Origin of the sequence: Litoreibacter halocynthiae, assembly GCF_004365635.1 — a bacterium.
GTDB lineage: Bacteria > Pseudomonadota > Alphaproteobacteria > Rhodobacterales > Rhodobacteraceae > Litoreibacter > Litoreibacter halocynthiae.
The window spans coordinates 74,497-98,162 of the sequence record NZ_SOBH01000002.1 but is presented as its reverse complement, the minus strand read 5'-3'; the positions used below and the strand labels follow the sequence as shown (position 1 = coordinate 98,162).

At 59.9% G+C, this 23,666-nt stretch carries 25 protein-coding genes; 12 read left to right on the top strand and 13 right to left on the bottom strand.

The window, feature by feature from the left end; genetic code table 11:
* Window positions 1-43: 43 nt before the first annotated feature.
* From BDE40_RS07665 to secG, 10 genes are all read right to left on the bottom strand, one after another.
* Window positions 44-1,378 (bottom strand): glutamine synthetase family protein, encoded by a 1,335-nt coding sequence (locus BDE40_RS07665; protein ID WP_134013919.1) that lies wholly within the window; start codon window positions 1,376-1,378, stop codon window positions 44-46.
* A gap of 3 nt (window positions 1,379-1,381) precedes the next feature.
* Entirely contained in the window at window positions 1,382-2,188 is an 807-nt protein-coding gene (locus BDE40_RS07660; protein ID WP_134013917.1) for an ABC transporter permease, read from the bottom strand.
* Between the two features lie 58 nt (window positions 2,189-2,246).
* Window positions 2,247-3,113, bottom strand: a complete 867-nt coding sequence (locus BDE40_RS07655) for an ABC transporter permease (RefSeq protein ID WP_134013915.1) — start codon at window positions 3,111-3,113, stop codon at window positions 2,247-2,249.
* An 85-nt stretch (window positions 3,114-3,198) separates the two neighbouring features.
* On the bottom strand, window positions 3,199-3,930 hold the full coding sequence (locus BDE40_RS07650; protein WP_134013913.1) for a transporter substrate-binding domain-containing protein: 732 nt from the start codon (window positions 3,928-3,930) through the stop codon (window positions 3,199-3,201).
* Window positions 3,931-3,969: 39 nt separating this feature from the next.
* Window positions 3,970-4,749: an ABC transporter ATP-binding protein gene (locus BDE40_RS07645; protein ID WP_134013911.1), complete on the bottom strand. Its 780-nt coding sequence runs from the start codon at window positions 4,747-4,749 to the stop codon at window positions 3,970-3,972.
* Window positions 4,750-4,833: 84 nt separating this feature from the next.
* Window positions 4,834-5,595: a phosphate/phosphite/phosphonate ABC transporter substrate-binding protein gene (locus BDE40_RS07640; protein ID WP_246030386.1), complete on the bottom strand. Its 762-nt coding sequence runs from the start codon at window positions 5,593-5,595 to the stop codon at window positions 4,834-4,836.
* On the bottom strand, window positions 5,592-6,038 hold the full coding sequence (locus tag BDE40_RS07635; protein WP_134013909.1) for a tellurite resistance TerB family protein: 447 nt from the start codon (window positions 6,036-6,038) through the stop codon (window positions 5,592-5,594). The genes BDE40_RS07640 and BDE40_RS07635 overlap by 4 nt, the downstream gene beginning before the upstream one ends.
* 38 nt (window positions 6,039-6,076) lie before the next feature.
* Window positions 6,077-6,370: a DUF1330 domain-containing protein gene (locus BDE40_RS07630; protein ID WP_134013907.1), complete on the bottom strand. Its 294-nt coding sequence runs from the start codon at window positions 6,368-6,370 to the stop codon at window positions 6,077-6,079.
* Window positions 6,370-8,013, bottom strand: a complete 1,644-nt coding sequence (locus BDE40_RS07625) for a CTP synthase (protein ID WP_073139646.1) — start codon at window positions 8,011-8,013, stop codon at window positions 6,370-6,372. The genes BDE40_RS07630 and BDE40_RS07625 overlap by 1 nt, the downstream gene beginning before the upstream one ends.
* Window positions 8,014-8,192: 179 nt before the next feature.
* Window positions 8,193-8,561, bottom strand: a complete 369-nt coding sequence (gene secG, locus BDE40_RS07620) for a preprotein translocase subunit SecG (RefSeq protein ID WP_134013905.1) — start codon at window positions 8,559-8,561, stop codon at window positions 8,193-8,195.
* A gap of 142 nt (window positions 8,562-8,703) precedes the next feature.
* On the opposite strand from secG, the gene BDE40_RS07615 reads away from it, so the two are divergent.
* Entirely contained in the window at window positions 8,704-9,999 is a 1,296-nt protein-coding gene (locus BDE40_RS07615; protein ID WP_073139640.1) for an adenylosuccinate synthase, read from the top strand.
* A 4-nt stretch (window positions 10,000-10,003) separates the two neighbouring features.
* Complete coding sequence (locus tag BDE40_RS07610) at window positions 10,004-10,225, top strand: DUF2842 domain-containing protein (protein ID WP_134013903.1); 222 nt, start codon at window positions 10,004-10,006, stop codon at window positions 10,223-10,225.
* Between the two features lie 94 nt (window positions 10,226-10,319).
* On the opposite strand, the gene BDE40_RS07605 is transcribed toward BDE40_RS07610, so the two are convergent.
* Both BDE40_RS07605 and BDE40_RS07600 read right to left on the bottom strand, forming a co-directional pair.
* Complete coding sequence (locus tag BDE40_RS07605) at window positions 10,320-10,853, bottom strand: hypothetical protein (protein WP_162848054.1); 534 nt, start codon at window positions 10,851-10,853, stop codon at window positions 10,320-10,322.
* 222 nt (window positions 10,854-11,075) lie between these two features.
* Entirely contained in the window at window positions 11,076-13,436 is a 2,361-nt protein-coding gene (locus BDE40_RS07600) for a hypothetical protein (protein ID WP_134013899.1), read from the bottom strand.
* Between the two features lie 171 nt (window positions 13,437-13,607).
* Here BDE40_RS07600 and BDE40_RS07595 point away from each other — a divergent pair, with 171 nt between their 5' ends.
* The 10 genes from BDE40_RS07595 to BDE40_RS18190 all read left to right on the top strand — a co-directional run bounded on the left by BDE40_RS07595 (window position 13,608) and on the right by BDE40_RS18190 (window position 22,995).
* Window positions 13,608-14,240 (top strand): thiamine diphosphokinase, encoded by a 633-nt coding sequence (locus BDE40_RS07595; protein WP_246030385.1) that lies wholly within the window; start codon window positions 13,608-13,610, stop codon window positions 14,238-14,240.
* 96 nt (window positions 14,241-14,336) lie between these two features.
* Window positions 14,337-15,422 carry a Hint domain-containing protein gene (locus BDE40_RS07590; protein WP_162848053.1) on the top strand — a complete coding sequence of 362 codons (1,086 nt, stop codon included), beginning with the start codon at window positions 14,337-14,339 and terminating at the stop codon, window positions 15,420-15,422.
* A gap of 61 nt (window positions 15,423-15,483) precedes the next feature.
* Window positions 15,484-16,272: a ribose-5-phosphate isomerase RpiA gene (gene rpiA, locus BDE40_RS07585; RefSeq protein ID WP_134013894.1), complete on the top strand. Its 789-nt coding sequence runs from the start codon at window positions 15,484-15,486 to the stop codon at window positions 16,270-16,272.
* 15 nt (window positions 16,273-16,287) lie between these two features.
* Complete coding sequence (gorA, locus tag BDE40_RS07580; RefSeq protein ID WP_134013892.1) at window positions 16,288-17,646, top strand: glutathione-disulfide reductase; 1,359 nt, start codon at window positions 16,288-16,290, stop codon at window positions 17,644-17,646.
* Between the two features lie 72 nt (window positions 17,647-17,718).
* Window positions 17,719-18,903, top strand: a complete 1,185-nt coding sequence (hflK, locus tag BDE40_RS07575; protein ID WP_134013890.1) for an FtsH protease activity modulator HflK — start codon at window positions 17,719-17,721, stop codon at window positions 18,901-18,903.
* Window positions 18,903-19,787 carry a protease modulator HflC gene (gene hflC / locus BDE40_RS07570; protein WP_134013888.1) on the top strand — a complete coding sequence of 295 codons (885 nt, stop codon included), beginning with the start codon at window positions 18,903-18,905 and terminating at the stop codon, window positions 19,785-19,787. Before hflK ends, hflC begins: the two co-directional genes overlap by 1 nt.
* Complete coding sequence (locus BDE40_RS07565; RefSeq protein ID WP_134013886.1) at window positions 19,787-19,990, top strand: DUF2065 family protein; 204 nt, start codon at window positions 19,787-19,789, stop codon at window positions 19,988-19,990. The genes hflC and BDE40_RS07565 overlap by 1 nt, the downstream gene beginning before the upstream one ends.
* 45 nt (window positions 19,991-20,035) lie before the next feature.
* The gene (locus BDE40_RS07560; protein ID WP_134013884.1) at window positions 20,036-21,037 is read left to right on the top strand and encodes a sterol desaturase family protein; all 1,002 of its coding nucleotides are present in this window, start codon (window positions 20,036-20,038) and stop codon (window positions 21,035-21,037) included.
* 252 nt (window positions 21,038-21,289) lie between these two features.
* Entirely contained in the window at window positions 21,290-22,708 is a 1,419-nt protein-coding gene (locus tag BDE40_RS07555) for a DegQ family serine endoprotease (protein WP_134014707.1), read from the top strand.
* A 110-nt stretch (window positions 22,709-22,818) separates the two neighbouring features.
* Window positions 22,819-22,995 carry a hypothetical protein gene (locus tag BDE40_RS18190; protein ID WP_162848052.1) on the top strand — a complete coding sequence of 59 codons (177 nt, stop codon included), beginning with the start codon at window positions 22,819-22,821 and terminating at the stop codon, window positions 22,993-22,995.
* Between the two features lie 66 nt (window positions 22,996-23,061).
* On the opposite strand, the gene BDE40_RS07550 is transcribed toward BDE40_RS18190, so the two are convergent.
* Entirely contained in the window at window positions 23,062-23,622 is a 561-nt protein-coding gene (locus BDE40_RS07550) for a peptidoglycan-binding domain-containing protein (RefSeq protein WP_162848051.1), read from the bottom strand.
* Window positions 23,623-23,666 lie beyond the last annotated feature (44 nt).

Sequence of the window (23,666 nt, the reverse complement as noted above, 5' to 3'; positions counted from 1 at the left end):
CGGCGAGAATATTTTTGCCAAGATGAAACCCAAGGAAACAAAACTAGACCGTGTCGAGATACAGGTCGATGCGCTCGGCCTCGGTCAGCTCCTCGTAATATTGGCATTCCTGCTTCTTGGTCATCAGGAAATTACGGATCAGTTGGCGCGGCAGGATGCGGTGCAACAGCTCCGAGCTTTCAAAAGCGGCGATGGCGTCGGGCCAAGTGGTGGGCAGCTGCGGCAGATCGGCTTCGTAGGCGGAGCCGGTGATCGGCGCAGGCGCCTCCATCTCGTCCTCCAGCCCGACAAGTGCCGCGCCCAAGACCGCGGCCAGCATCAGATAGGGGTTGATGTCGCCGCCCGCGACGCGGTGCTCGATCCGGCGGGCCTGATGCGCACCGGCGGGCACGCGAATGGCGGAGGTCCGGTTCTCATAGGCCCAGGCGATGCCGGTGGGGGCGTGCGCGCCCGGTTTGAAGCGCTCGTAGCTGTTGCCGTGGGGGGCGAGGATCAACATGGAGGCGGGCATGGCTGCGACGCAGCCGGCAATGGCGTGGCGCAGGGCGGGGGTGCCTTCCTCGCCGCCATTGTCGAAGATGTTTTTGCCTGCCTCGTCAAGGATCGAGAAATGCGTGTGCATGCCCGTGCCGGTGTGCTCCACATAGGGTTTCGCCATGAAACTGGCGGCAAACCCGTGTTTGCGGGCAAGCCCGTGGATCAACAGCTTGAACAGCCACGCATCATCGGCGGCCTTCATGGCGTCATCGGTGTGCACGAGGTTGATCTCGTACTGACCCATGCCGGCTTCCGAGATGGCGGTCTCGGCGGGGATGTCCATGGCTTCGCAGGCGTCATACAGCTCGGTAAAGAAATCGTCGAACATATCCAGTGCGCGCATCGACAAGACCTCGCCGCCCAAGCGGCGTTTGCCGGAGCGCGGCGAGGGCGGCGGTTGCAAATCTTCGCCGGAATCGTCGATCAGGTAGAATTCCAGCTCGGTCGCCACAACGGGGCGCAGGCCTTTTTCGGAGAACCGGTCGATAACGGATTTCAGCGCGTGGCGCGGATCCCCTTCAAACGGTGTGCCGTCTTCGAGAAACATCCACATCGGCAGCAGCGCGGACGGGTTGGCCAGCCACGGCATTGGCACGAAGCCGCGTTCTGTCGGCATCAGCACGCCGTCACGGTCGCCGGAGGCAAAGACCAACGGGCTGTCTTCGATATCCTCGCCCCAGATGTCGACATTTAGCACAGACATCGGCATGCGCGAGCCGTCGGTAGTCAGCTTATGGGCAAAGCGGGTGGGCATACGCTTGCCGCGGGCCTGACCGTTCAGATCTGCGACCGCAGCGCGAATGTTGCGCACGGTGGGGTTGTCGCGAAGCCAGCTGTCCATAGTTTACCTGATGATTTGAGGGCGATAACGGATCTTGCGCCGTTGTTCCTGCGGTAGGTGGCGGTTCAAATATCTGTTTACAAGCCCGAACGCGGAGATGACGGCCAGCGTCAGCAAAATAAAATACCCCGCCACGATCGGGTAGGGCACGAAGGGGTTGAAGGTCTTGTCTGCAAAGTAGCTGGCGTAATAAAGCGCGTCGCCTTTTTGTTGGAACGCCGGGAAGCCCGAGAAGAAGACCAGCGTGGTGGCGTGGAACAGAAAGATCGCCTCGTTGGTGTAAGCGGGCCATGCAAGGCGGAGCATTGTGGGCCACACAACACGGCGAAAGCGGGTCCAGCCGGCCATGCCATAAGCATCAGCTGCCTCGACCTCGCCTTTGGGGACCGAGCGCAGCGCACCGTAGAAAATCTCGGCCGAATAGGCGGCAGTGTTCAGAAACAGCACGATCAGCGCGCCCGCCCAAGCCGAGGTCAGCCAGGCAAAGCCGCCGGTGGATTGCTTGAGATTGAGGAACAGGAAATAGGCGAGGAAGAATTGGATGAACAGCGGCGAGCCGCGGAATATCAGGATGAACCAGTCCGCGGGCTTGCGAAACCACGGGTTCTGCGCCGCCTTGGCGACCGCCACCAGATTGGCAAAGAAAAAGCCCGCGAGCAGGGCCAGAAGGCCGAAATAGATGTTCCAGATCATGCCGGAGCCGATCAGGGTCAACTGCTGGCAAATGGTGAAGTCGTCGCGCGGCAGCAGGCGCTCGCCATAGCCGATGCTGCGGAAGGCGTAGGCTTGTACGGTCTCCCAGCAGCTCATGAACGGCGCTCCCGAAGGGGCGACGCGTGCGCGTCGCTCGTTTGCTGTTCCAGACGCGTCATTGGCTGCCACCCAAGGTGGCTTGGCCGTGGGTCAGGCGTTTCATCACGCGCTCCAGCACAAACTCGGAGAGTTTGGTGAAGGCGAGGTAGAAGACCAGCAGCGCGAGGAAGTACCACAAGCGCCAGTCGCCATGGGGGTAGTCGGTGAAGCGCGGGGTTTTTGTGCCGCCCAACTCACGGGCCCAATAGACGATATCCTCGACGCCGAGCAGGAACAACAGTGGCGTGGCCTTGATCAGCACCATCCACAGGTTGCTGAGGCCGGGCAGGGCGTAGACCCACATTTGCGGAACGGTGATGCGGCGGAAGGTTTGCGCGGCGGTCATGCCATAGGCGTGGGCGGTCTCGACCTGCGCTTTGGGAACCGCGTTCATCGCGCCATAGAGGACGTTGGCGGCGAAGGCGCCGAAGACGATGGCGAAGGTCAGCACTGCAGTGAAAAAGCCGTAGACCTCATGCACCCATTGCGGGGCGTCGCCTTGGGGCAGCTTGGCCGCTTGGCAAACGACGAAATCGTTGCCTTGGCGGATGGGTTGGTCCCAGTCGGGGCACATATACTGGTGGCGCATCCACTCGAACGCCTGATCCAGCGCGATCACGAAGAACAAGAAGAAGGCAATGTCCGGCACGCCGCGGACAATCGAGACGTAGCTTTTGCCAAACCAGCGAATTGGCAAAATCTTCGAGCGGGCGGCCACTGCCCCGCCAAAGCCGAATACCAGCGCTGCGGGGGCGGTTATGGCAAGCAAGGTCAGAACGGTGCCAAATGCCCAATACAACCCCATGTGCTTGCCTGTGGTCAGGTAGCAGCTGAGCCAAGACAGGCCCTCTAGGGTGGTGGGGTCGGTACAATAACTAAAAATGGAGTGGCCTGTCGGACGGTCGGATTTTAGGGGGTTAAAAAGCAGTAATGGGGTGAAGCGGTGCGCCTCACCCCAAAGCTGTAACTTAGAAAGTTGCGCCGTCTGGCAGATGCTTGACGATCAGCGCGTTCAGGGAGCCGTCAGCCTTCATCGACTGGATGGCTTTGTTGAACTTCTCTTTCAACTCGGTGTCGCTTTCGCGCAGGCCGATACCGATACCGCCGCCGATCAGCTCCTCCTGGCTCAACAGAACCAGATTGTCATCCGCTTCGGCAATCGGAGCGAGATAGGATTTATCGGCCAGAACTGCGTCAGCTTCGCCGTTTTTGACGGCTGCAACGGTTTCCTCAGGGGTTGCGAACTCAACCAGAGTAACGCCTTCCAAGGAGGCCACGTGGCTGGCTTGAATGGTGGAGGCCTGTGCCGCGATCACGCCCGATGTCAGGTTCGCATCAGCGGACATCGCCAGATAGGAGGACGGATCCGGCTGGGTGTAAGGATCGGTGAAGTCGATGACTTCGTCACGCTCGGCTGTGATCGACATGCCGGCGATGATGGTGTCGTAGTTGCCGGAAACGAGGTTCGGGATGATGCTGTCCCACTCGTTGGTGACCCATTCACAGGTCAGCTCGGCGCGTTTGCACAGCTCGTCGCCCAGCTCGCGCTCGAAGCCGTCAACTTCGCCAGCATCGTTGATGAAGTTGTAAGGAGGGTACGCGCCTTCGGTGCCCATACGGATGGTTTTGCCGTGGCCGTCAGCCAAGGCGATACCGGCGGACATCACCAGTGCAGTGGTGGCAAGGATCAAGTTTTTCATGTTGGATTCTCCTAGTTTATGAGTCGTTCTTAAGGTTTCTTATGCCGGAACTGTTGCGCTCAGGAATTGCTGCAATCGCTCCGTTTTGGGCTTGCCGAACAGCTCGTCCGGCGCGCCTTCTTCTTCGATCTTGCCTTGATGCAGGAAGATCACGTGATCGCTGACATCGGCCGCAAGGCGCATGTCATGGGTCACGATAATCATCGTCCGGCCCTCGGCGGCGAGGTCCTTGATCACCTTGACCACCTCTTGCTCCAGTTCAGGGTCAAGAGCGGAGGTCGGCTCGTCGAACAGCAGGGCTTTGGGTTCCATGCAAAGCGCGCGCGCGATGGCGGCGCGTTGCTGCTGCCCGCCGGACATCTGGGCGGGATAGACGTCGCATTTGTCGCCGATGCCCACCTTGTCGAGCAGCGCGCGGGCGCGGGGTTCGACCACCGCGCGGTCCTCGCCCAGCACGGTCAGCGGGGCTTCCATGACGTTTTGCAGAATCGTCATATGCGCCCACAGGTTGAACTGCTGGAACACCATCGACAGATTTGTGCGGATGCGGGTGACCTGTTTGTGGTCGGCGGGGCGGCGGTTCATGCCGGAGCTTTTCCACGTCACGGGCTCGCCACAGAACAGGATTTCGCCCTGCTGGCTGTCTTCGAGCAAGTTGGCGCAGCGCAGCAATGTTGACTTGCCGGAGCCCGAGGAGCCGATCAGCGACACAACATGACCCGCCTGTGCCGAAAGGGAAACGCCTTTAAGCACCTCCAGTGTGCCATAGGCTTTGTGCAGGTCACGGATTTCTAGAACGGGAGGTGTGTTGGCAGACACGGAAACTCGCAGATTGTTTTACAGTGATGCAATAGGGCCGAATTCCTGGCGTTTTGCAATGGGGTTTCGTGACTTAACGCTAAGTCACCTGTCAGGAACGGGTGGGATCGGTACCGCCAGATAGGCGGTGGACGGGATCAATGTGACGCCTGAAATGCCAAGCGTTGCACGATCCGCAGCGCTGAGGGCGGTGGTCGCCTGTTGCAGCGCGCGCAGGGTTTCAGACGCGGGCAGGGAGCGCGCGCAGATATAGGGCAGGGCCGGCGTGGGTGCGGTTTTGTCGATCACGCAGAGCTCTGTCGCGAAATCGTCCCATATGCAAATCATCTGCCATGTCAGCGCGTCGATGGCCGCGACTGTGGCCCGCTCTTCGGCCACCGCCTGCGCCGAGGCCCGATGCGCGCCAGTCGCGAGCGTTGCCCCCAAGCTCAGACCGGCGCTGGCCATATGGCTGTGGAGCGCGGCCCAGCCGCTTTGCGACATCGGGTCGTTATAGGCAGCAGTTGCGCCGTCGAACTCTGCCAGCGCTGCGCCAGCCCGCGACCGGTGGGCGATGAGGACCGAATAATAGTGCCCCGCCGCGCAGTCGAGATTGAGCACCGGCGTGGCGACAAGGTTTACCTTTTCCGCAAGCTGCGCGCGGTAGGGAAAGCCGCAGGTTTGCGACAAGACAAGATCAGGGGATTGCCAATGCGACATCAGGTCGGGGATGTCGCGCGTCAGTTGCGCTGGGGCTGCTTCGTCCAGTTGGTCGCGAATAAGGCGCCAGAACCGGTCATTGGCGGCGGCCGTTTCCGGCCTGTCATACATAGGCAGGCTGGCATACATGGGCGGGTTGGCATTCATGCCAATCGGGCTTCGACTCTTTGACGCGCAAGGGCGCTATCGCGGTCGTTGACGCCCAAAAGCGGGGCGATCAGGCGCAACGCGCCTTCCTCTTCGGCGTCGCGCTCGCCATCGGCCAGCACCAACTCCCACAAAGCCTCGACAACCTCCATCCGGTCGTCCAGATCCACCGCGTCCTTGATGGAGCGGGTGAACTTTATGGTGTCGTGGGCGCTGTCCTCGATCTCTTCGGCTTCCGCGCGCAAGGCGGCGGCACCGGAGGCGTCCAGATCGGGGTAGTGGCGCGCCAAAATCACGTCGATCTTAGCCACTTCGCTGTCAGCGTAGTCGTCATTGGCGCGGGCCACACGGACCAGCAGCGCGGCGAGGGCAAGACGGGCGTCGCCAGCATCCAGCGAGGCGTCTTTTGCGGCAGTCAGCCGTTGGAAAAAGTTAGCAATCATGCGGATAAAGGATAGGCCGGACGGGGCGGTGTCAACCTTTAGGCGTCGTAGCCTTCGACGATCACCAGATCACCCTCGGAGATCGGGTCGCGGATCGCCTTGGCCGCTTGGTATTCCGTGCTGTTGTAACAATCTTGTGCGGCTTGAAGGGACGGGAACTCGATCACCACCGTGCGCGATTTCATTGTGCCTTCGCGGACCTCCTGCGCCCCGCCACGCACGATGAAGCGCGCGCCGTAAGTCGCAAACGGGGCCGCGTTCGCGGCTTTGTAGTGCTCGTATGCCTCGGGGTCAGAGACATTCACATGGGCGACCCAGTAGGCTTTGGGCATTACACCAACCTCGAATTGTCCTTGGCCGCCCGCACGAAGTCGCGGAACAGCGGGTGGGGGGCGAAGGGCTTGGATTTCAGCTCGGGATGGAACTGTACGCCGATGAACCACGGATGGTCCTCGACCTCGACGATTTCGGGCAGGCTGCCATCCGGTGACATCCCTGAGAAGATGAGCCCCTTATCTTCAAGCGCTTCTTTGTATTTGGTGTCGACTTCGTAGCGGTGGCGGTGACGTTCCTCGATCGAGGTCGTGCCATAGACTTCGGCTACCTTGGAGCCTTCGGTCAGCGTGGCGTTATAAGCGCCCAGACGCATGGTGCCGCCTTTGTCGTCGGTTTCCTTGCGTTTGACCTTGTGGTTGCCCTGCACCCATTCTTTCAGGTGGTAGACCACGGGCGTAAAACGCTTTTTACCGGCCTCGTGGTCGAATTCTTCCGATCCGGCGTCGGTCATGCCAGCCAAATTCCGTGCGGCTTCGATCACCGCCATCTGCATGCCCAGACAGATGCCCAGATAGGGGATTTTCTTCTCGCGGGCGAATTGTGCCGCCTTGATCTTGCCTTCGGTGCCGCGTTCTCCAAAGCCGCCGGGCACCAGAATGGCGTGGTAGCCTTCCAGATGGGGGGCGGCGTCCTCGCGGTCGAAAACCTCCGAGTCGACCCATTCCACGCGAACTTTCACGCGGTTGGCCATGCCGCCATGCATCAGGGCTTCCTTGATGGATTTGTAGGCGTCTTCCAATTGGATATACTTGCCGACGATGGCGATGCGCACTTCGCCCTCATAGTTGTGAACACGGTCGGAGACGTCTTCCCACACTCCAAGCTTGGGCTGCGGCGCGGGGGAGATGCCGAACGCGTCCAGAACCGCCTGATCCAAGCCTTCCTTGTGGTAGGCCAGCGGCGCGTCATAGATCGAGCCGAGGTCATAGGCCGCAATCACGCTGTCGGGGCGCACGTTGCAAAACAGCGCCAGCTTTTCGCGTTCCTTCTCGGGGATCGGATGCTCGGAGCGGCAGACCAGAATGTCGGGCGCGATGCCAATGGATTGCAATTCCTTGACGGAGTGTTGCGTCGGCTTGGTCTTCAGCTCGCCCGATGCAGCCAGATACGGCAGCAGCGTCAGGTGCATGAACAGGCATTGTCCGCGCTCGCGTTCATGCGCGAACTGGCGGATGGCCTCGAAGAAAGGCAGGCCTTCGATGTCGCCCACGGTGCCGCCGATTTCGCACAGCATGAAATCGACCTCATCCTCGCCGATGGCGATGAAGTCTTTAATCTCGTTGGTCACATGCGGGATCACCTGAATGGTTTTGCCCAGATAGTCGCCGCGCCGCTCTTTCTCCAGCACGGTGGAATAGACCCGACCGGACGAGATGGAATCAGTATTGCGCGCCGCCACGCCGGTGAAGCGTTCGTAATGTCCAAGGTCCAGATCGGTTTCCGCGCCATCATCAGTGACGAATACCTCGCCATGCTCGAACGGACTCATCGTGCCGGGATCGACGTTCAGGTAGGGGTCCAGCTTGCGCAGACGCACCGAGTAGCCACGGGCTTGCAGCAAGGCGCCAAGTGCCGCTGAGGCCAGACCTTTGCCCAAAGAGGAAACCACCCCGCCGGTGATAAATACGAATCTTGCCATGGCTGGATATGTCCCGTGTAACCTGAATTTATTGGTATTTCAGGGCATGAAAATGCCCTTACTCACGGGATTTAAGACATAAAGGATTCGCGGCACTCCCGCAACCGCGCGCCGCAACATTATGTGGGCGGTTTTACTTAACCGCCCAGAACTAGTGGTTTTTTGGTTTTGTCGCCGGATTATTCGTCGACGCGCGGTGGGGCCAGAGGCGCATCACCGGTAGCAGGCAGGGTCGGTGGCAAAAGTGCTTCGCCCGCAGGGGCTTCGACCTCGGCAGGGGCGGTCACCGCAGAGGTGTCCAGAACCGAGCTGTTGTTCGAATTGCGCGCGGCCATCACCGTCAGGCTGATCGAAGTGATCACGAAGGCGACGCCAAACAGCCATGTCAGCTTGCCCAACGCGGAAATTGCCGGACGACCCGACATGGCGCCGCCACCGCCGCCGCCGCCACCCATTCCAAGGCCACCGCCCTCTGAGCGTTGGATCAGAACGATCACGATCAGGCACAAGGCGACGATCAGGTGGACGGTGAGAATGATGTTTTCCATGGGGCAGGGGCCTATGACGCAATTGTTCCGGTGGTATGTAGTAGTCGCGGCGTCGTGGCGCAACCCGCCAATTGAGGCTTTCACCCGTCCGGCAGCGCTTGTATACGGGCGCGGGTTTAATCTCCGGGACAAGGAATTCAGCATGGCCAATGTGGTAGTTGTCGGCGCGCAATGGGGCGACGAAGGCAAAGGCAAGATCGTGGACTGGTTGTCGGAGCGCGCAGACGTCATCGCGCGCTTCCAAGGCGGTCACAACGCAGGCCACACGCTGGTCATCGACGGCAAGGTCTACAAGCTGTCGCTGTTGCCGTCCGGCATCGTGCGTGGTGGGAAGCTGTCTGTCATCGGCAACGGTGTGGTGCTGGACCCGTGGCATCTGGAAAAAGAGATCGCCCTGCTGCAAGGCCAAGGCGTCGAGATCAACCGCGACAACCTGATGATCGCGGAAAACACCCCGTTGATCCTGCCTGTGCATGGCGAGCTGGACCGCGCCCGTGAAGAGGCCGCGAATCCCGGCACCAAGATCGGCACCACCGGTCGCGGCATTGGGCCAGCCTATGAAGATAAAGTCGGCCGCCGTGCCATTCGCGTCGCCGATCTGGCCGACCGCGAAACGCTGGAAACCCGCGTCGACCGTCTGCTGGTGCATCACGACGCGCTGCGTCGGGGCATGGGGCTGGAGCCTGTGGACCGCGACGCTTTGCTGGCGTCGCTCGAAGCCATCGCGCCGTCGGTGCTGCAATTCGCGGCCCCCGTCTGGAAGGTGCTGGCCGAGAAACGCAAGGCGGGCAAGCGCATCCTGTTTGAAGGCGCGCAAGGCGCGTTGCTGGATATCGACTTTGGCACTTACCCCTTCGTGACCTCTTCCAACGTGATCGCGGGGCAGGCCGCCACCGGCTCCGGCATGGGGCCGGGCGCGATTGATTTCGTGCTGGGCATCGTCAAGGCCTACACCACCCGCGTCGGTGAAGGCCCGTTCCCGTGCGAGTTGAACGACGCCGACGGCCAGCGGCTGGGCGAGCGGGGCCACGAGTTTGGCACCGTCACCGGACGCCAGCGCCGTTGCGGCTGGTTTGACGCGGTTCTGGTGCGCCAGACCTGTGCCACTTCCGGCGTGTCGGGTATCGCGTTCACCAAGCTGGATGTGCTCGACGGCTTCGAGGAGCTGAAAATCTGCGTCGGCTACGAGCTGGATGGCGAACGCATTGACTACCTGCCCACGGCCTCCAGCCAGCAGGCCCGCTGCACACCAATCTACGAGACCATGCCCGGTTGGTCGCAATCGACCGAAGGCGCGCGCTCTTGGGCCGATCTGCCTGCGGAGGCGATAAAATATGTTCGCCGCGTGGAGGAGCTGATCGACTGTCCTGTGGCCTTGCTGTCGACCTCGCCGGAGCGTGAAGACACGATCCTCGTCACCGACCCGTTCTCGGATTGATCTGATGGCGCTGAGCTACAAAGCCCGTCGCCGTTGGGCGTTGGTGATCCTTGTCATCGGGCTGCCGCTCTATATCGCGGTGGCGTGGTGGGCGGTCGGCACGCTGGAGCGGCCCAACGTTCTGGTGGAGTTGGCCATTTATCTGGGCCTCGGCATCGTCTGGGCGCTGCCGTTCAAGTTCATCTTCAAGGGCATCGGTCAGGCTGATCCCGACGCGGATGAATAAAAACCGCCTTCGAGAGACCTGAGTTCGAAGACTTAGTCCGATGATCTGAATAGCGGTCGCGCACATTCAAGATTATTGAATGCTTAGTTGCTCGTTAATGCCTTTGAATAAGAGACGTTTTGGGGAAGTACTTTCGAAGGTATCCATCGGACACCATATGTTGCTTTCCATATGCCTTGTTCTCAAAGCGCCGTGCTTTGCTTTCTTCTCGAGTGTATTGAACTGAAGTTAACGCAGAACTTGCTTGGAAAAAATGCACCATTTCATGGAGAACAGTTGCTTCGAGAACTAGGAAAATGTCGCCTTGAAGGTAGGTGGGAGCGTGGTATTTTCCGTTCCAACTTGGTTTTGAGAAGCTTAAAGCGGCTTCCAACTCATCAACGAAGTCTTTGCTCAAGGAAATATCTCGGCTACCGGGGTTTGACTCGGCATATCTTTTAACTAGTTTTTTTTCGACAAACCGAGGCGTGTCACCGAAGCGAAATGCGCTTCTCAATTGAGCGTCCGAAACGCCTGCTTCGTATTGGAAAGCCTCAGCAACTTTGGGCTTCCTCGTTCGAATTGAGGGGAACCAATGCTTGAAGAAAAATGTTGTCCAGATGCGTTTCGGGTAAGTGTATACTGGCACAGTGAATATCCCTAAATTAAATATTATTGGGCGTGTCCTGCAACAAGTTTAATCGACGCGTTGTATTTGACAAAGTCATTTCGCCGATCGAAATAATTCGGGCAGGCCAGCCTCAATCGCAAACCGATTTGTTCTTTCAAACGCGAAACGGGGGACGCATTGCTGCGTCCCCCGTCCCGTGGTTGGTGCCCGACCGGGAGCAGACCCGGTCAGCGGGCCTCGTTAAGCAAATCGCGAACTCTTGGAGAGCGTGAATTTGCCATTGTCGGTTTTGACGATCTTGCCGGTCCGCAACAGCGTGCCGAAGGCGCGCAGGCCATCCTCACGCGATGGTGCTTCGGGACCGGAGATCAGAGCCAGTTTGCGCATCAGCATCGGGCGGGTGAAATGCTCGGCCCCCTCGATTTCAATGTAATGCGCAGCGGCGGCTTCCAGCAGGTCGGGAAGTTCCAGTGCACCGGCTTTCGCGGCATATTCTGCGAAGGTGATCCGGGTGTCCTCGTTGAACAGGTTCTCGTCGTCGAATTCCTCTTCCATCTCTTCTTGCAGGGCCAGATTGCCACGGGTCACGCGACGTGGGCGCACATCAATGTCGGCAGCAGAAGCTGCCACTGCATCAGGGGCGACCGCTGGATGGTCGATACGCTGCTCGCTGACCAACACCAACGGTGACGGGCGGTCAGAGCGACCACCGGAGGCCACAGGGCGCGAAGGACGAACCACACGGGCCAGATCGTCGCGATACTGGTCCAGTTCTTCTTCGTCACGCTTGTCTGCGGCTTCCGCGATACTGCTGTCGGCTTTGGTCGCAGCCACAGCGGCCTTAAGATGCGCGATGGAGGCGCGGCGGACCGAGCTTTCATCGTTTTCCAGACGCGAGCTTGTGGTGCTCATCAGGCGCTCGATTGCATCGTCTTCTGCCATTGCGGCGAAAGATTTACGTTTCGGAGCATCTTCTTCGGCGTGGGTTTCGGCAGCTTCGTCAGCGTTGTCTTCAACGTCTGCTTCATCTGCTTCGGCGTCGATTGCTTCAACCTCAGTTTCTGCCTCGGCCTCTACTTCGGTCTCAGCTTCTGCCTCGACCTCAGCCTCGACTTCGGCGCTCTCGGCATCTTCCATCAAGGATTTCAGCACATCGTCCGAGCCGTCATCCTCGTCCATAACGGACGTAGGGGTTGCGTCGTCCAGATCCGTGGCCGGATCATCAAGCGAGTCGGTCAGACGGGACAGGATATCATCCGCATCGTCGTCCTGTGGCTCGTCCTCGACAGCGGCTTCAATATCGGCCTCGTCGGCGACATCTTCTGCAACACTGTTTTCGACAGATGTCTCTTCCACAGGTGCCACTTCGGCCTCAACTTCGGCCAGCTCGGCCATCAGCTCGGCTTCCAACTCTGGCGGAAGTTCGGCTTCTTTGGCAGCGCGAGCGGCTTCCATGTCAGCACGGGAGATTTTTTGAACAACGATCCGGCGGCGCGGCTTGGTGCGCAGGGTTTCGATTTCCTCTGGCGCCGCATCTGTCGCGTCGTCCTCTGCCACAGCTTCGCGCAGGGCGTTGGCTTCGGTGTCGTCATCCTCAACCGTTGCGTCGTCGGAGGCTTCGATTTCGACCTCTACCTCGGCCGCGTCGTCTTCGGCTTCCGGCTCGGCGTCTTGTGCAGCCTCGGCTTCAACAGTTTCGACTTCTTCATCAGCCACATCTTCAGTGACCTCGGCTTCGACTTCTTCCGTCGCTTCAGCTTCGACTTCGTCAGTTGCTTCAGCTTCCGCAACTTCAGCTTCGGCCTCTTGGGCCTCGACGTCTGTGTCGTCAGTAATGTCTTCTGCAACGTCCTCGACGACAGGGTCGTCAGCGATGTCTGTGTCTTCCTCGGCAACACCGTCTGCGGCGTCGGCTTCCGTCAGGCCAGCCATCACAGCGTTCAGCGCATCTTCGTCTTCCTCTTCGAAGCCTACATCGAAACCGGTGTCCAGGGGGGTGTCGAACAACGCGCTGGGGACATCTTCTTCGAGGTCCTCAAATCCGGTCGCGCCAAGCTCTTCGGCGTGCTGGTCTTCGCTATAGGGGGCAGGGGCCGCATTTTCGCGGGCCACTACTGCACGGATGCGTTGCAACTTCTCGGCAACCGTATCGCCACCGCCATGTTCCGGCGCGGCAATCGTGGAGGCCACGGCGGCACGGACAGGAGATTGCTGCGGTGCGGCCGGCACGTCGGAAACGGAGGACATGACGTCTGCCTTCGGCGCGGGGCTCTGCTCTTCCCGGTGCTCGGCTGTCGGCATCTCGACCGCAAGGGCGCGTGCCTCTGGGGCGGGCTGCTGGCTCGCCTCGGTCTGGCGCAGGATCACCCCGTTCTCTGCCAATTCGGCAGCGACACGGCGCTGGATCGTGCGCTCTGCAATCTGGTGCAGCATTTCGGTATCCGGCGTCGGAGGCTCCGCGCCGAAATAGCGGTCATCAGCCGCCAGATCGCGGAAATACTCCGCAATTGCTTTCATCGTCGAGAACGGCTCGTCGAACCCCTCTAGCGTACATGAAAACGTCCCATACGAGACTGTTAGAATCTTACTATCACCAACCACGGTAAACTCACTTTCTCCCCAACCACCTGCTCAAACTACCACCCCGAAATTTCCGAACCAAAACGAAATCGTCTGTTTTCCGATGAATTATACGTAGAAATGTTGCCGTTTGTTTCCAGTGTGTCCATTAATACACGCAGTATGGCAAGAATTGTGCACACCCCCTTATTTATGACACTTTTGGGTGGGGCTTCGACACATTTTAGCCATGTGAATCAATCGCTTAAGAAGGCCCCGATTCTGGTTTGCGCGGATGGCGGCGCCGACCTTGCCGTGGAGTATGGTCTGCAGCCCGAGGCGGTGATCGGCGATCTGGACAGTCTGAGTGATGCCGCGCGCCACAAGCTGGACCCGTCCCGCGTGCATCATATCGCCGAGCAGGACAGCACCGATTTCGAGAAATGCCTGCGGTCGGTCTCTGCCCCTGCCATTCTGGCACATGGCTTTTCTGGCGGTCGGCTTGATCACCAACTGGCCGCCTGCACCGCCCTTGTGCGCCACCCCGAACAGCGGTGCATTTTGATGGGGGAAGAAGATCTGTGTTTCCTTGCGCCCCTGACATTCGAGATCGACCTGCCTGTGGGAACGCGCTTTTCGCTGTATCCGATGGGGGAGGTGTCGGGGACCAGCACGGGGCTGCTCTATCCGATTGACGGGCTTGTCATGTCGCCGTCGACGCGTGGCGGCACCTCCAACGAGGTAACCGGGCCGGTGTCGGTGTCTGTGGCGGCGCGGCTGCTGCTGGTGCTTTTGCCAATTGAACATGTGGACGCGGTGTTGGACCGGCTTGTCGCGGCTTCATAAGGTTTGGCTAAAACTTTCGGCATTTTGCGTCTCTTTATAGTCCCAAATTAGCTTTTCGCTGTCATGCAGGGTTTCGGATGCTCCGGAGCGACTGCCATGGCCAACTACAGTTTTCATACCTACGCCCCCGACGTGTTGGTGTACGATTCTGCAACGGGTACGTTTACGTTGTCGTCGTCCTACGATTTTAAGACCGATCGCAATCTGGTCGAGTATAGCGACGACGACAGCCGGTTTGACGGATCCGATGAGGGTGATCCGGTCGGTGAGGACGGCAACCAGGTCGGGACGGCCTATGATGATCAGGGCAACGTGATCGAGGCGGGGGACGTCTATGTCATGGGCTATGCAGAACTCGAAGCACCGGACGGGACGACGATTACGATTGACCGGATCGAGGTTGACGGCGTTCATGTGGGCTATGTGCCAAGCCAACCTTTAGTGCCAGGGACAATATATGAGGTTACGTTCTACGAGGACGTCGACGACGAAAACACCTTGGGGCATTCCTACTATACAACCAATTCCGTGCCATGCTTTGATGCGATCACGCTGATCGAGACGCCTGATGGCCCGATGGCGGCGGGCGATGTCCTGCCGGGCCACTTGGTGATGACGCTGGATCGTGGCCCGCAACCCGTGCAGTGGCGATGCGACCGGCGGGTGGACTTGCGGCAGGCGCGAGACGCCGACCTTCCGGTTTTTATTCCAGCAGATGCCTTGGGGGCAGGTCGGCCCGCGCGCGATCTGATCGTCTCGGGGCAACACCGGATATTGCTGGGCCATGTCGCCCAGGGGGCAGGGCTTGCGCCGACGGAAATGCTGGTCCCCGCCAAAGCGCTGATCGGGCAGTTGCGCGGGGTACGCTTCATGCGCGGACGCCGCATTGCGCGCTGGGTGCATCTCGCGCTTGAGCACCACCAGATCGTCACCGCCAACGGCGCCTATGCGGAAAGCCTGTTGCTGAGGCAGGTTTGCGTAAACACCCTTCTACCCGCACAGCGTCATTGTTTGGAAAGGTTGATCGCGAGCGGGAAAATCCAGTCGCCCGCCACGCCTGCGCGCCCCTGCCTCGGGGCCAGCGCTGCGCAGCGTATGATGGCCTCCATGCGCCCTCAGTCGGGGCGGGGTGCATTTGCAACGCAGGTTTCCGAAAGGGAGCGGTATTTTTCGCTCCATTAAGCCTCGCCCCTCGCGGTGATAGCGCGTATAAGCGCCTCGGACACCACTCGAGGATGCAACTATGTCAGGCACGCTTTCCCCCATCGATAAAGCCAAGTTCGTCGCCGCCAAGCGCGCGGTGGACTATGTGGAGGACGGTATGAAAGTCGGTCTCGGCACGGGCTCAACCGCAGCGTGGATGGTAAAGTGTCTTGGGGAAATGGTGCGCAATGACGGGTTGAAGATCACGGGCGTCGCCACCTCCACCCGCACCGCCGAGCTGGCGCAACAGGTTGGCGTTCCGATCGTGACGCTGGACGAGGCCAAATGGCTGGACCTGACCATCGACGGCACGGACGAGTATGACCACAACCTGAACCTGATCAAAGGTGGCGGTGCCGCATTGCTGATGGAAAAGATTGTCGCCACGGCGTCGGACCAGATGATCGTGATCGCGGACGTCTCCAAGCAGGTCGAAACCCTTGGCGCGTTCCCGCTGCCTGTGGAGGTTATCCCTTTCGGCTGGCAGACCACCAAAGCGCTGATCGAGGAGACATTGGTCAACCTTGATGTACTGGGCCGCACGGCGTCGCTGCGGATGAACGGCGCGTCCCCCTGCATCACCGACGAGGGCAACTACATTCTGGACTTGCATCTGCGCCGCATCGGCAACCCGCGCCAGCTGTCCTTGGTGATGAACCAAATTCCGGGCGTGGTGGAGAACGGCTTGTTCATCGACATCTGTGACGTGGTTGTGATTGGCAATGGCGACGGCTCTGTGGAAGTCCGCGATATCAACAACGGGACCGTGGAGCACGAGAAAATCGACGTGCAGGAAACGGACAACCTGTTTGTCGACATTGCAGATTAAGTAAGGACAGCGCAGATGGATTTCGACTTCGACCTTTTCGTTATTGGTGGCGGCTCTGGCGGCGTACGCGCAGCGCGCGTGGCCGCGGGTGGTGGTGCCAAGGTTGGTCTGGCCGAAGAAAGCCGCATGGGCGGCACTTGCGTGATCCGTGGCTGTGTGCCCAAGAAGTTGATGGTTTTCGCGTCCAGCTATCGCGACGCCATGGGCGAGGCGGGCGACTATGGCTGGGAAGTCTCCATGGGGGACTTCGACTGGACCAAATTCGCCACCCGCCTGAACGGCGAGCTGGATCGCCTTGAAGGGGTGTACCAGAACCTGCTGAAGAATTCCGGTGTGGAGGCGTTCGCTTCCCGCGCGACCATCGTCGATGCGCATACCGTGGCGCTGGGCGATGGCACCAAGAAAACCGCCAAGCATATACTGATCGCCACTGGCGGGCGTCCTGTCCGCCCAAGCGAGAATTTCGACACCAGTCTGGCAATGGTGTCCGATGACATCTTCCATCTGGACAAGCTGCCCAAATCCCTGCTGATCGTCGGCGGCGGCTTCATTGCCTGCGAGTTTGCCTGCATCATGCACGGGCTGGGCGTCGAGGTGACGATGTTCTACCGCGGCGCGCAAATCCTGCGCGGCTTTGACGACGAGGCCCGCGGGTTGATTGCCGACATGATGGAGGCGCGGGGCATCGCGATCCATACGGGCACCAATATTCTGGACTTGCAGCAGGCCGATGGCGGGCTGACGGTGAAAGCCACCAACGGTACGGAGACCCATTTCGAGAAGGTGCTCTATGCCACAGGTCGCGCGCCCAATACCGAAAACCTTGGGCTTGAAAATGTCGATGTGGAAGTGGGTCGCCGTGGTGAGATCGTCGTCGATGAATACAGCCAGACCGGCCAGCCCTCGATCTATGCGATTGGCGATGTGACCAACCGCGTGAACCTGACCCCTGTGGCAATCCGCGAGGGCATGGCATTTGTGGAAACCGTGTTCAATGGCAACCCGACGCCGGTCGACCACGAGCTGATCCCGTCGGCGGTGTTCACCCAGCCGGAGCTTGGCACCGTGGGCATGTCCGAGGAACAAGCGCGCGATGTGGGGCCGATTGATATCTACGCGACCTCGTTCAGGCCGATGCAGCAAGCCTTCGTTGGCCGCGAGGACCGCGTGTTGATGAAGCTGGTCGTGTGCAAGAATACCGATGTCGTTTTGGGCTGCCACATCGTGGCCCCTGCGGCGGGGGAGATGATCCAGCTGGCGGGCATCGCCGTAAAGATGAAGGCCACCAAGGCGCAGTTCGATCAGGTTTGCGCCGTGCATCCGACCATGTCGGAAGAATTGGTCACCATGAAAACACCTGTAAGAAGTGCTTGATTTCGAAGGGTCAGAGACCCACCTAAGACATAACCAAAGAACGTAGAAGAATTCATAAGAGGATAATGCTGCATGGCCGGTAACAATGGCGGACCTTGGGGCGGCGGTGGAAACCGCGGCGGAGGAGACGATCAAGGCGGATCTAACGGTTCGGGCAACGGGGGCGGCGGTGGCCGCAAACCTGGTGGCGACAGCCCCCAGATCCCGGAGATCGACGAGTTGATGAAGAAAGGTCAGGAGCAACTGCGCGTGCTGATGGGCGGTCGCGGTGGCGGCTCCAACAACAACGGCACAGGCGGCGGTGGTGTCGGCGGCGGCTTCTCCAAAGGCACGTTCGGCCTGATCGCGCTGGGCGCGATTGCGCTGTGGCTGTTCCAGTCGTTCTATACCGTGAAGCCTGAAGAACAATCGGTCGAGCTGTTCCTTGGCGAATACTCCGCCACCGGCGGCCCCGGCCTGAACTTCGCACCTTGGCCCGTTGTGACTGCCGAAGTGCTGCCCGTAACGCGAGAGCAGACCGAGGATATCGGTGTCGGCGGTCGCGGCGAAAGTGGCCTGATGCTGACCACGGATGAAAACATCGTCGATGTGGACTTCCAGGTGGTCTGGAACATCAACGACCCTGCCAAATACCTGTTCAATCTGGCCGCACCGCGTGAAACCATCCGCGCCGTGTCTGAATCTGCGATGCGCGAGGTTATCGCACGCTCCGAGCTGGCGCCGATCCTGAACCGTGATCGTCAGTCGATTGCCGATACCACGCTCGAGCTGATCCAGAACACGATGAACCAATATGATTCCGGCGTGAACATCGTGCGTCTCAACCTCGACAAGGCCGACCCGCCGCGTGAGGTGATCGACAGCTTCCGTGAGGTGCAAGCCGCCGAACAGAAACGCGACACGCTGCAACGTCAGGCCGACACCTATGCCAACCGCAAACTTGCAGGCGCACGGGGTGAAGCGGCCCAGCTTCTGGAGCAGGCCGAAGCCTACCGCGCCCAACAGGTCAACCAAGCCGAAGGTGAAGCATCGCGCTTCTCGGCGATCCTGGAAGAGTACAACAAAGCCCCTGACGTGACGCGCAAGCGTCTGTGGCTGGAAACGGTCGAGCGGGTCTATGGCGGTGCCAACAAGATCATCCTCGACAGTTCCACCGATGGCGGAGGGCAGGGCGTCGTTCAATACCTGCCGCTCAACGAGTTGATCCGCTCCGGTACGTCCAACTCTGGCACATCTAACACTGGAGGGTCCAACTGATGACCAAAGGAACCCTGTCACTCGTCGCCCTCGTGGGTATCATTTTCGTGATCCTGTCTTCGGTGTTTATCGTGGACGAGCGCGAAAAGGCGCTGGTGCTGCAATTCGGGCAGATCAAATCTGTCAAGGAAGACCCGGGCCTCGCCTTCAAAGTTCCGTTCATTCAGGATGTGGTCAAATATGACGACCGCATTCTGTCCTTGGACACCGTGCCAACCGAGGTTACGCCCTCCGATGACCGTCGTCTGGTCGTGGACGCCTTCGCGCGCTACCGCGTCTCTGATGTGGTCCAGTTCCGCCAAGCTGTGGGTGTCGGTGGCCTTTCCGCCGCCGAGGATCGCCTTGAGGGCATCCTGAACCCTGTTATTCGGGAGGTTCTGGGCTCGGATGGTGTGACGTCGAACACTATTTTGTCCGCTGACCGTGCGGCGCTGATGCAACGCATCACCGTGCAAGCCCGCGCAAAGGCCCGTCCACTGGGTCTCGAGGTTGTGGATGTGCGTCTGAAGCAAACCAACCTGCCGGAGCAGAACCTAGAATCGACCTTCAGCCGGATGCGCGCAGAGCGTGAACGCGAAGCTGCGGACGAGATCGCCCGTGGTGAAGAGGCAGCCCTCAGGGTTCGGGCGCAAGCCGACCGTACCGTTGTGGAGCTGGTCTCTGAGGCGCAAAAGTCGGCTGACATCACCCGTGGTGAAGCCGATGCCCGCCGTAACGCGATTTTTGCGGATGCCTATGGCGCGAACGAGGAGTTCTTTGAATTCCGCCGGTCGCTGGATGCCTACGAGAAGGCGATCCGGGGTGACAACTCCACGCTGGTGATCAACCCTGACAACGCATTCTTCGACTATCTGAAGTCGGACCAAGGCGCGGCAGCAAACTGATGCTAACCCATATTGCACTGGCCATTGGTCTTGTGCTCGTGGTCGAGGGGCTGGTGCTTGCACTGGCCCCTTCGCGCATGGAGGACATCGTGAAGGCATTGGCCGAAATCCCGCCCGAGACACGCAGAATGATGGGGCTGGCCGCGGTGGCACTTGGGGTGCTGTGCGTGTGGCTGGCCAAGGGGGCGTTCAGCGCTCCTTGAAGTTAACCTTGACTGATGACGACCACGCGGGGCTAATTTGACCGCATGAGCAACGACGACACCAACATCGACGAGCACGGGCAAAAGCGTGACCGCCGTGGCGAGTGGCGCCCGGAGCGCCCTGTCGGTTTCATGCCGCTCTTCGACTGGCCAACGACACCGAAAATCGTCGCCAAATGGTTCTTTGGCGTGCCCGGATTTTTGGTGCCTTGGTACGGGGTTTATCTGCTGATTACCGTCATCGCCTACCTGTTCTTCACGCCCGAGATGGCGCGAATGCAGGTCTTGTCAGCGGGGTGGGCGTTGGAAATCCTGCTGCGCAATGTGGTGATGGTGGGGCTGTTCACCGGTGCGCTGCACCTATGGCTGTATCGTTTGCGCGGGCAGGGGCGGAAGCGGAAGTATAACGCCAACTGGATGGCGACGAACGACAAGCGGTTCCTGTTTCGCGATCAGGTCTATGACAATGTGTTCTGGTCCATGGTCGGCGTGTTGGTCTGGTCCTTGTTCGAGGTGGGCCTGTGGTGGGGCTATGCCAACAACGCCTTGCCGTTCAGCGGGTTGGCTGCGAACCCTGTCTGGTTTGTGCTGTGGATGCTGCTCATGCCGTTCTGGCGCAACTTCCATTTCTACTGGATACACCGGCTGATCCATTGGCCACCGCTTTACCGCACGGTGCATTATCTGCACCACAAGAACGTCAATGTCGGCCCGTGGTCGGGTATGGCCATGCATCCGGTGGAGCATGTCATCTACTTCAGCTGCATGCTGATCCACCTCATCGTGCCGTCGCACCCGCTGCATATGATGTTCAACGGGGTGACCACCGCGCTTGGCCCAGCCGTCAGCCATTCCGGTTTTGACGAATTGGTCTTCGGCGACGCCGCCGCGATCCGCAAGGAAAAGCTGATGCACTACCTGCATCACCGCTACCACACAGTGAATTTCGGCGAGAGCGCGGTGCCGTTGGACAAGTGGTTCGGCAGCTTCCACGATGGCACACCAGAAGCGGATGCGCGGTTCCGTGCGGCGCGAACCAGACCGTAATCCGGCATGAATTCGCCCATCCAGCCGCGTTGATGTGCTATGTTGCCTTGCGCGTCAGTGACACAACTCTCACAGTGAGTTGAAGGATTGCGACAGCCGAGGTGCTTGATAACACCCGCGCAGACGCTCAGTTTAAAGGGACGACGCGGCCTTCCTGTTTCAGGGTGGGGGCTCGCGCACAGGTAGAGTTCGCAAAGGAGCGACATCGTGAAAGCAGATATTCTCACTCAAACAAACAGGCAAACAGGTACCATGCGGGCATTTTCCGCGTTGATGCTTGGTTTGGCACTGGTGTTGGCACAGGCCATTTCCGCCAATGCCAAGATGCCCGAGAGCTTTGCGGATCTGGCCGATCAGGTTAGCCCCGCGGTTGTAAACATTACCACATCGACCACCGTGGCTGGTGTGGATCAAGGCCCGCGCCCGATTGTGCCGGAAGGCTCGCCGCTGGAAGATTTCTTCAAGGACTTCCTTGATCGCCAGCAAGAGGGCCAGCGTCCGCGCCGCTCCTCCGCGCTTGGGTCGGGCTTCGTGATTTCGGAGGACGGCTACATCGTCACCAACAACCACGTGATTGACAAGGCTGACGAGATCGAGATCGAATTTTTCTCTGGTGAAAAACTGGATGCAAAGCTGATCGGCACCGACCCGAAAACAGACATCGCGCTGTTGAAGGTCGAAAGCGACAAGCCATTGCCATTCGTGTCCTTCGGTGACAGCGACGCCGCCCGTGTGGGCGACTGGGTCGTGGCTGTTGGCAACCCGCTGGGCCAGGGCTTCTCGGTCTCCGCAGGGATCGTGTCGCAGCGTGGCCGTGCGCTGTCCGGCACCTATGACGATTTCATCCAGACCGACGCTGCCATCAACCGCGGCAACTCCGGCGGCCCGCTGTTCAACGTGAACGCGGAAGTCATCGGTGTGAACACCGCGATCCTGTCGCCGTCGGGCGGCTCCATCGGGATCGGCTTCTCCATGGCCTCCAACGTGGTCACCAAGGTTGTGGACCAGCTCAAAGAGTTCGGTGAAACCCGCCGTGGCTGGTTGGGCGTCCGTATCCAGGATGTGACCGCAGATGTGGCCGAAGCGTTGGAGTTGGCGGATGCCAAGGGCGCGCTGGTCACGGATGTGCCGGAAGGTCCGGGCAAAGAGTCCGGGATCAAGGCCGGTGATGTGATCATCACCTTTGACGGCAATGAGGTCGAAGACACCCGCGAACTGGTGCGCTTGGTGGGCAACACGAGCGTTGGCAAAGCTGTCCGCGTGGTGGTGATCCGCGACGGCAAGTCGGAAACGCTGAAGGTGACCTTGGGCCGCCGCGAAGAGGCAGAAGCCACCGCCGTACCGGTTGCCATGGATAAGGCCGATGTCGAGGAGACTAAAATCCTTGGCATGACAGTTGCCGTGTTGAACGATGATCTGCGCGAGCAACTTGGTCTGGACGACGGGCTTGAGGGTCTTGTGGTCAAGGACGTGGCCGAAGACAGTGACGCGTTCGAGAAAGGCCTGCGTGCCGGTGATCTGATCGTCGAGGCTGGCCAGCAAAAGATTGCGTCCGTGGATGATCTGGAGGCCCGCATCGACGAGGCCAAAGAGGGCGGGCGCAAATCCTTCCTGATGCTGATCCGCCGCGAGGGTGATCCGCGTTTCGTGGCGCTGAGCCTCGAAGAATAGGCGCAGCCTTGCCGAAGACATGAAAGGGCGCTCCGGTCGGGGCGCCCTTTTTCTGTCTGCAGGGTCTGCCTGTGTTGCCTAGAAATTCCGGACCTGCTACGCATGATTTTATGAAACATGTCCCTAAAGAAACCACAGATGATGCGCTTATTCAGGAGTTCCTGAACAAGGGCGGCACAGTTAGCGTCGGCAAGACCAAACCCCTGCCAGCCGAGCTGGGCCTGAGCAACAATGTGTGGAACAACAAGCTGACCAAAGAAGAGAAATCCGCGCGCGACAAAAAGTAATCGCGCGGGCTTGATTTGGTAAGGCTTTGGCCAGACAGTCCTGTGTGGAGTGTCCGGTAGGTCTTTTCAGCCGTCATTGGTGGCAGGGATTTCCAGTTCAACCGCGATCAGGCCCAGCTGCTGGGCTGCAGACTGGCTCAGGATAGCGCTGTCGAGCCCTTGGGGCGTCTGGTATTCATGCACCGCCCGCAGGGTGCGCTGGTCCATCACGCCGTTGATATCCCCGCGATAAATCCCGCGCGCCGAGAGGGCGCGTTGCAAGGTCATCACAAACTCGGGCGTCATGTCGGCGTCGCAGGTGCGGGTGAACCAGCGGCCGTCACCTTCGTTGAAGGTTTGCGGGCGGGTGACCTCGCGGTAGATTGCGGGGGAAAGCTCCTCGCCGTTCGGGCCGGTCTGCGCGGGGGTGGCCACCACGATGTCGGTCACGATCTGGGTGATTTGCGGGCCGGGGATATGGCCCCAGCACACACCGGGCATGTCGGCGGGGGGCTTCATGTCTGTGGCGGTGATATGCGTCGGAGAGATCAGCTTGGTCACATCCGGCCCGGGCAGGGGGCCACAACCTGCGAGAACCGCAAGTGAGACGACAGCCGTAAGGCTGCGTTTGGGTGTCATTCGGGACATGGCTGCTCGGCCCTATATGTGTACGGTCTGGTGCCGCGTTCGCT

What these genes read in the sequence shown, in the direction of transcription:
- BDE40_RS07665 (WP_134013919.1), bottom strand. Translation starts at nt 1,378, where the DNA reads ATGGACAGCTGGCTTCGCGACAACCCCACCGTGCGCAACATTCGCGCT.
- BDE40_RS07660 (WP_134013917.1), bottom strand. Translation starts at nt 2,188, where the DNA reads ATGAGCTGCTGGGAGACCGTACAAGCCTACGCCTTCCGCAGCATCGGC.
- BDE40_RS07650 (WP_134013913.1), bottom strand. Translation starts at nt 3,930, where the DNA reads ATGAAAAACTTGATCCTTGCCACCACTGCACTGGTGATGTCCGCCGGT.
- BDE40_RS07640 (WP_246030386.1), bottom strand. Translation starts at nt 5,595, where the DNA reads ATGAATGCCAACCCGCCCATGTATGCCAGCCTGCCTATGTATGACAGG.
- BDE40_RS07635 (WP_134013909.1), bottom strand. Translation starts at nt 6,038, where the DNA reads ATGATTGCTAACTTTTTCCAACGGCTGACTGCCGCAAAAGACGCCTCG.
- BDE40_RS07630 (WP_134013907.1), bottom strand. Translation starts at nt 6,370, where the DNA reads ATGCCCAAAGCCTACTGGGTCGCCCATGTGAATGTCTCTGACCCCGAG.
- BDE40_RS07625 (WP_073139646.1), bottom strand. Translation starts at nt 8,013, where the DNA reads ATGGCAAGATTCGTATTTATCACCGGCGGGGTGGTTTCCTCTTTGGGC.
- secG (WP_134013905.1), bottom strand. Translation starts at nt 8,561, where the DNA reads ATGGAAAACATCATTCTCACCGTCCACCTGATCGTCGCCTTGTGCCTG.
- BDE40_RS07615 (WP_073139640.1), top strand. Translation starts at nt 8,704, where the DNA reads ATGGCCAATGTGGTAGTTGTCGGCGCGCAATGGGGCGACGAAGGCAAA.
- BDE40_RS07610 (WP_134013903.1), top strand. Translation starts at nt 10,004, where the DNA reads ATGGCGCTGAGCTACAAAGCCCGTCGCCGTTGGGCGTTGGTGATCCTT.
- BDE40_RS07595 (WP_246030385.1), top strand. Translation starts at nt 13,608, where the DNA reads ATGACACTTTTGGGTGGGGCTTCGACACATTTTAGCCATGTGAATCAA.
- BDE40_RS07590 (WP_162848053.1), top strand. Translation starts at nt 14,337, where the DNA reads ATGGCCAACTACAGTTTTCATACCTACGCCCCCGACGTGTTGGTGTAC.
- rpiA (WP_134013894.1), top strand. Translation starts at nt 15,484, where the DNA reads ATGTCAGGCACGCTTTCCCCCATCGATAAAGCCAAGTTCGTCGCCGCC.
- gorA (WP_134013892.1), top strand. Translation starts at nt 16,288, where the DNA reads ATGGATTTCGACTTCGACCTTTTCGTTATTGGTGGCGGCTCTGGCGGC.
- hflK (WP_134013890.1), top strand. Translation starts at nt 17,719, where the DNA reads ATGGCCGGTAACAATGGCGGACCTTGGGGCGGCGGTGGAAACCGCGGC.
- hflC (WP_134013888.1), top strand. Translation starts at nt 18,903, where the DNA reads ATGACCAAAGGAACCCTGTCACTCGTCGCCCTCGTGGGTATCATTTTC.
- BDE40_RS07565 (WP_134013886.1), top strand. Translation starts at nt 19,787, where the DNA reads ATGCTAACCCATATTGCACTGGCCATTGGTCTTGTGCTCGTGGTCGAG.
- BDE40_RS07560 (WP_134013884.1), top strand. Translation starts at nt 20,036, where the DNA reads ATGAGCAACGACGACACCAACATCGACGAGCACGGGCAAAAGCGTGAC.
- BDE40_RS07555 (WP_134014707.1), top strand. Translation starts at nt 21,290, where the DNA reads ATGCGGGCATTTTCCGCGTTGATGCTTGGTTTGGCACTGGTGTTGGCA.
- BDE40_RS18190 (WP_162848052.1), top strand. Translation starts at nt 22,819, where the DNA reads ATGAAACATGTCCCTAAAGAAACCACAGATGATGCGCTTATTCAGGAG.
- BDE40_RS07550 (WP_162848051.1), bottom strand. Translation starts at nt 23,622, where the DNA reads ATGTCCCGAATGACACCCAAACGCAGCCTTACGGCTGTCGTCTCACTT.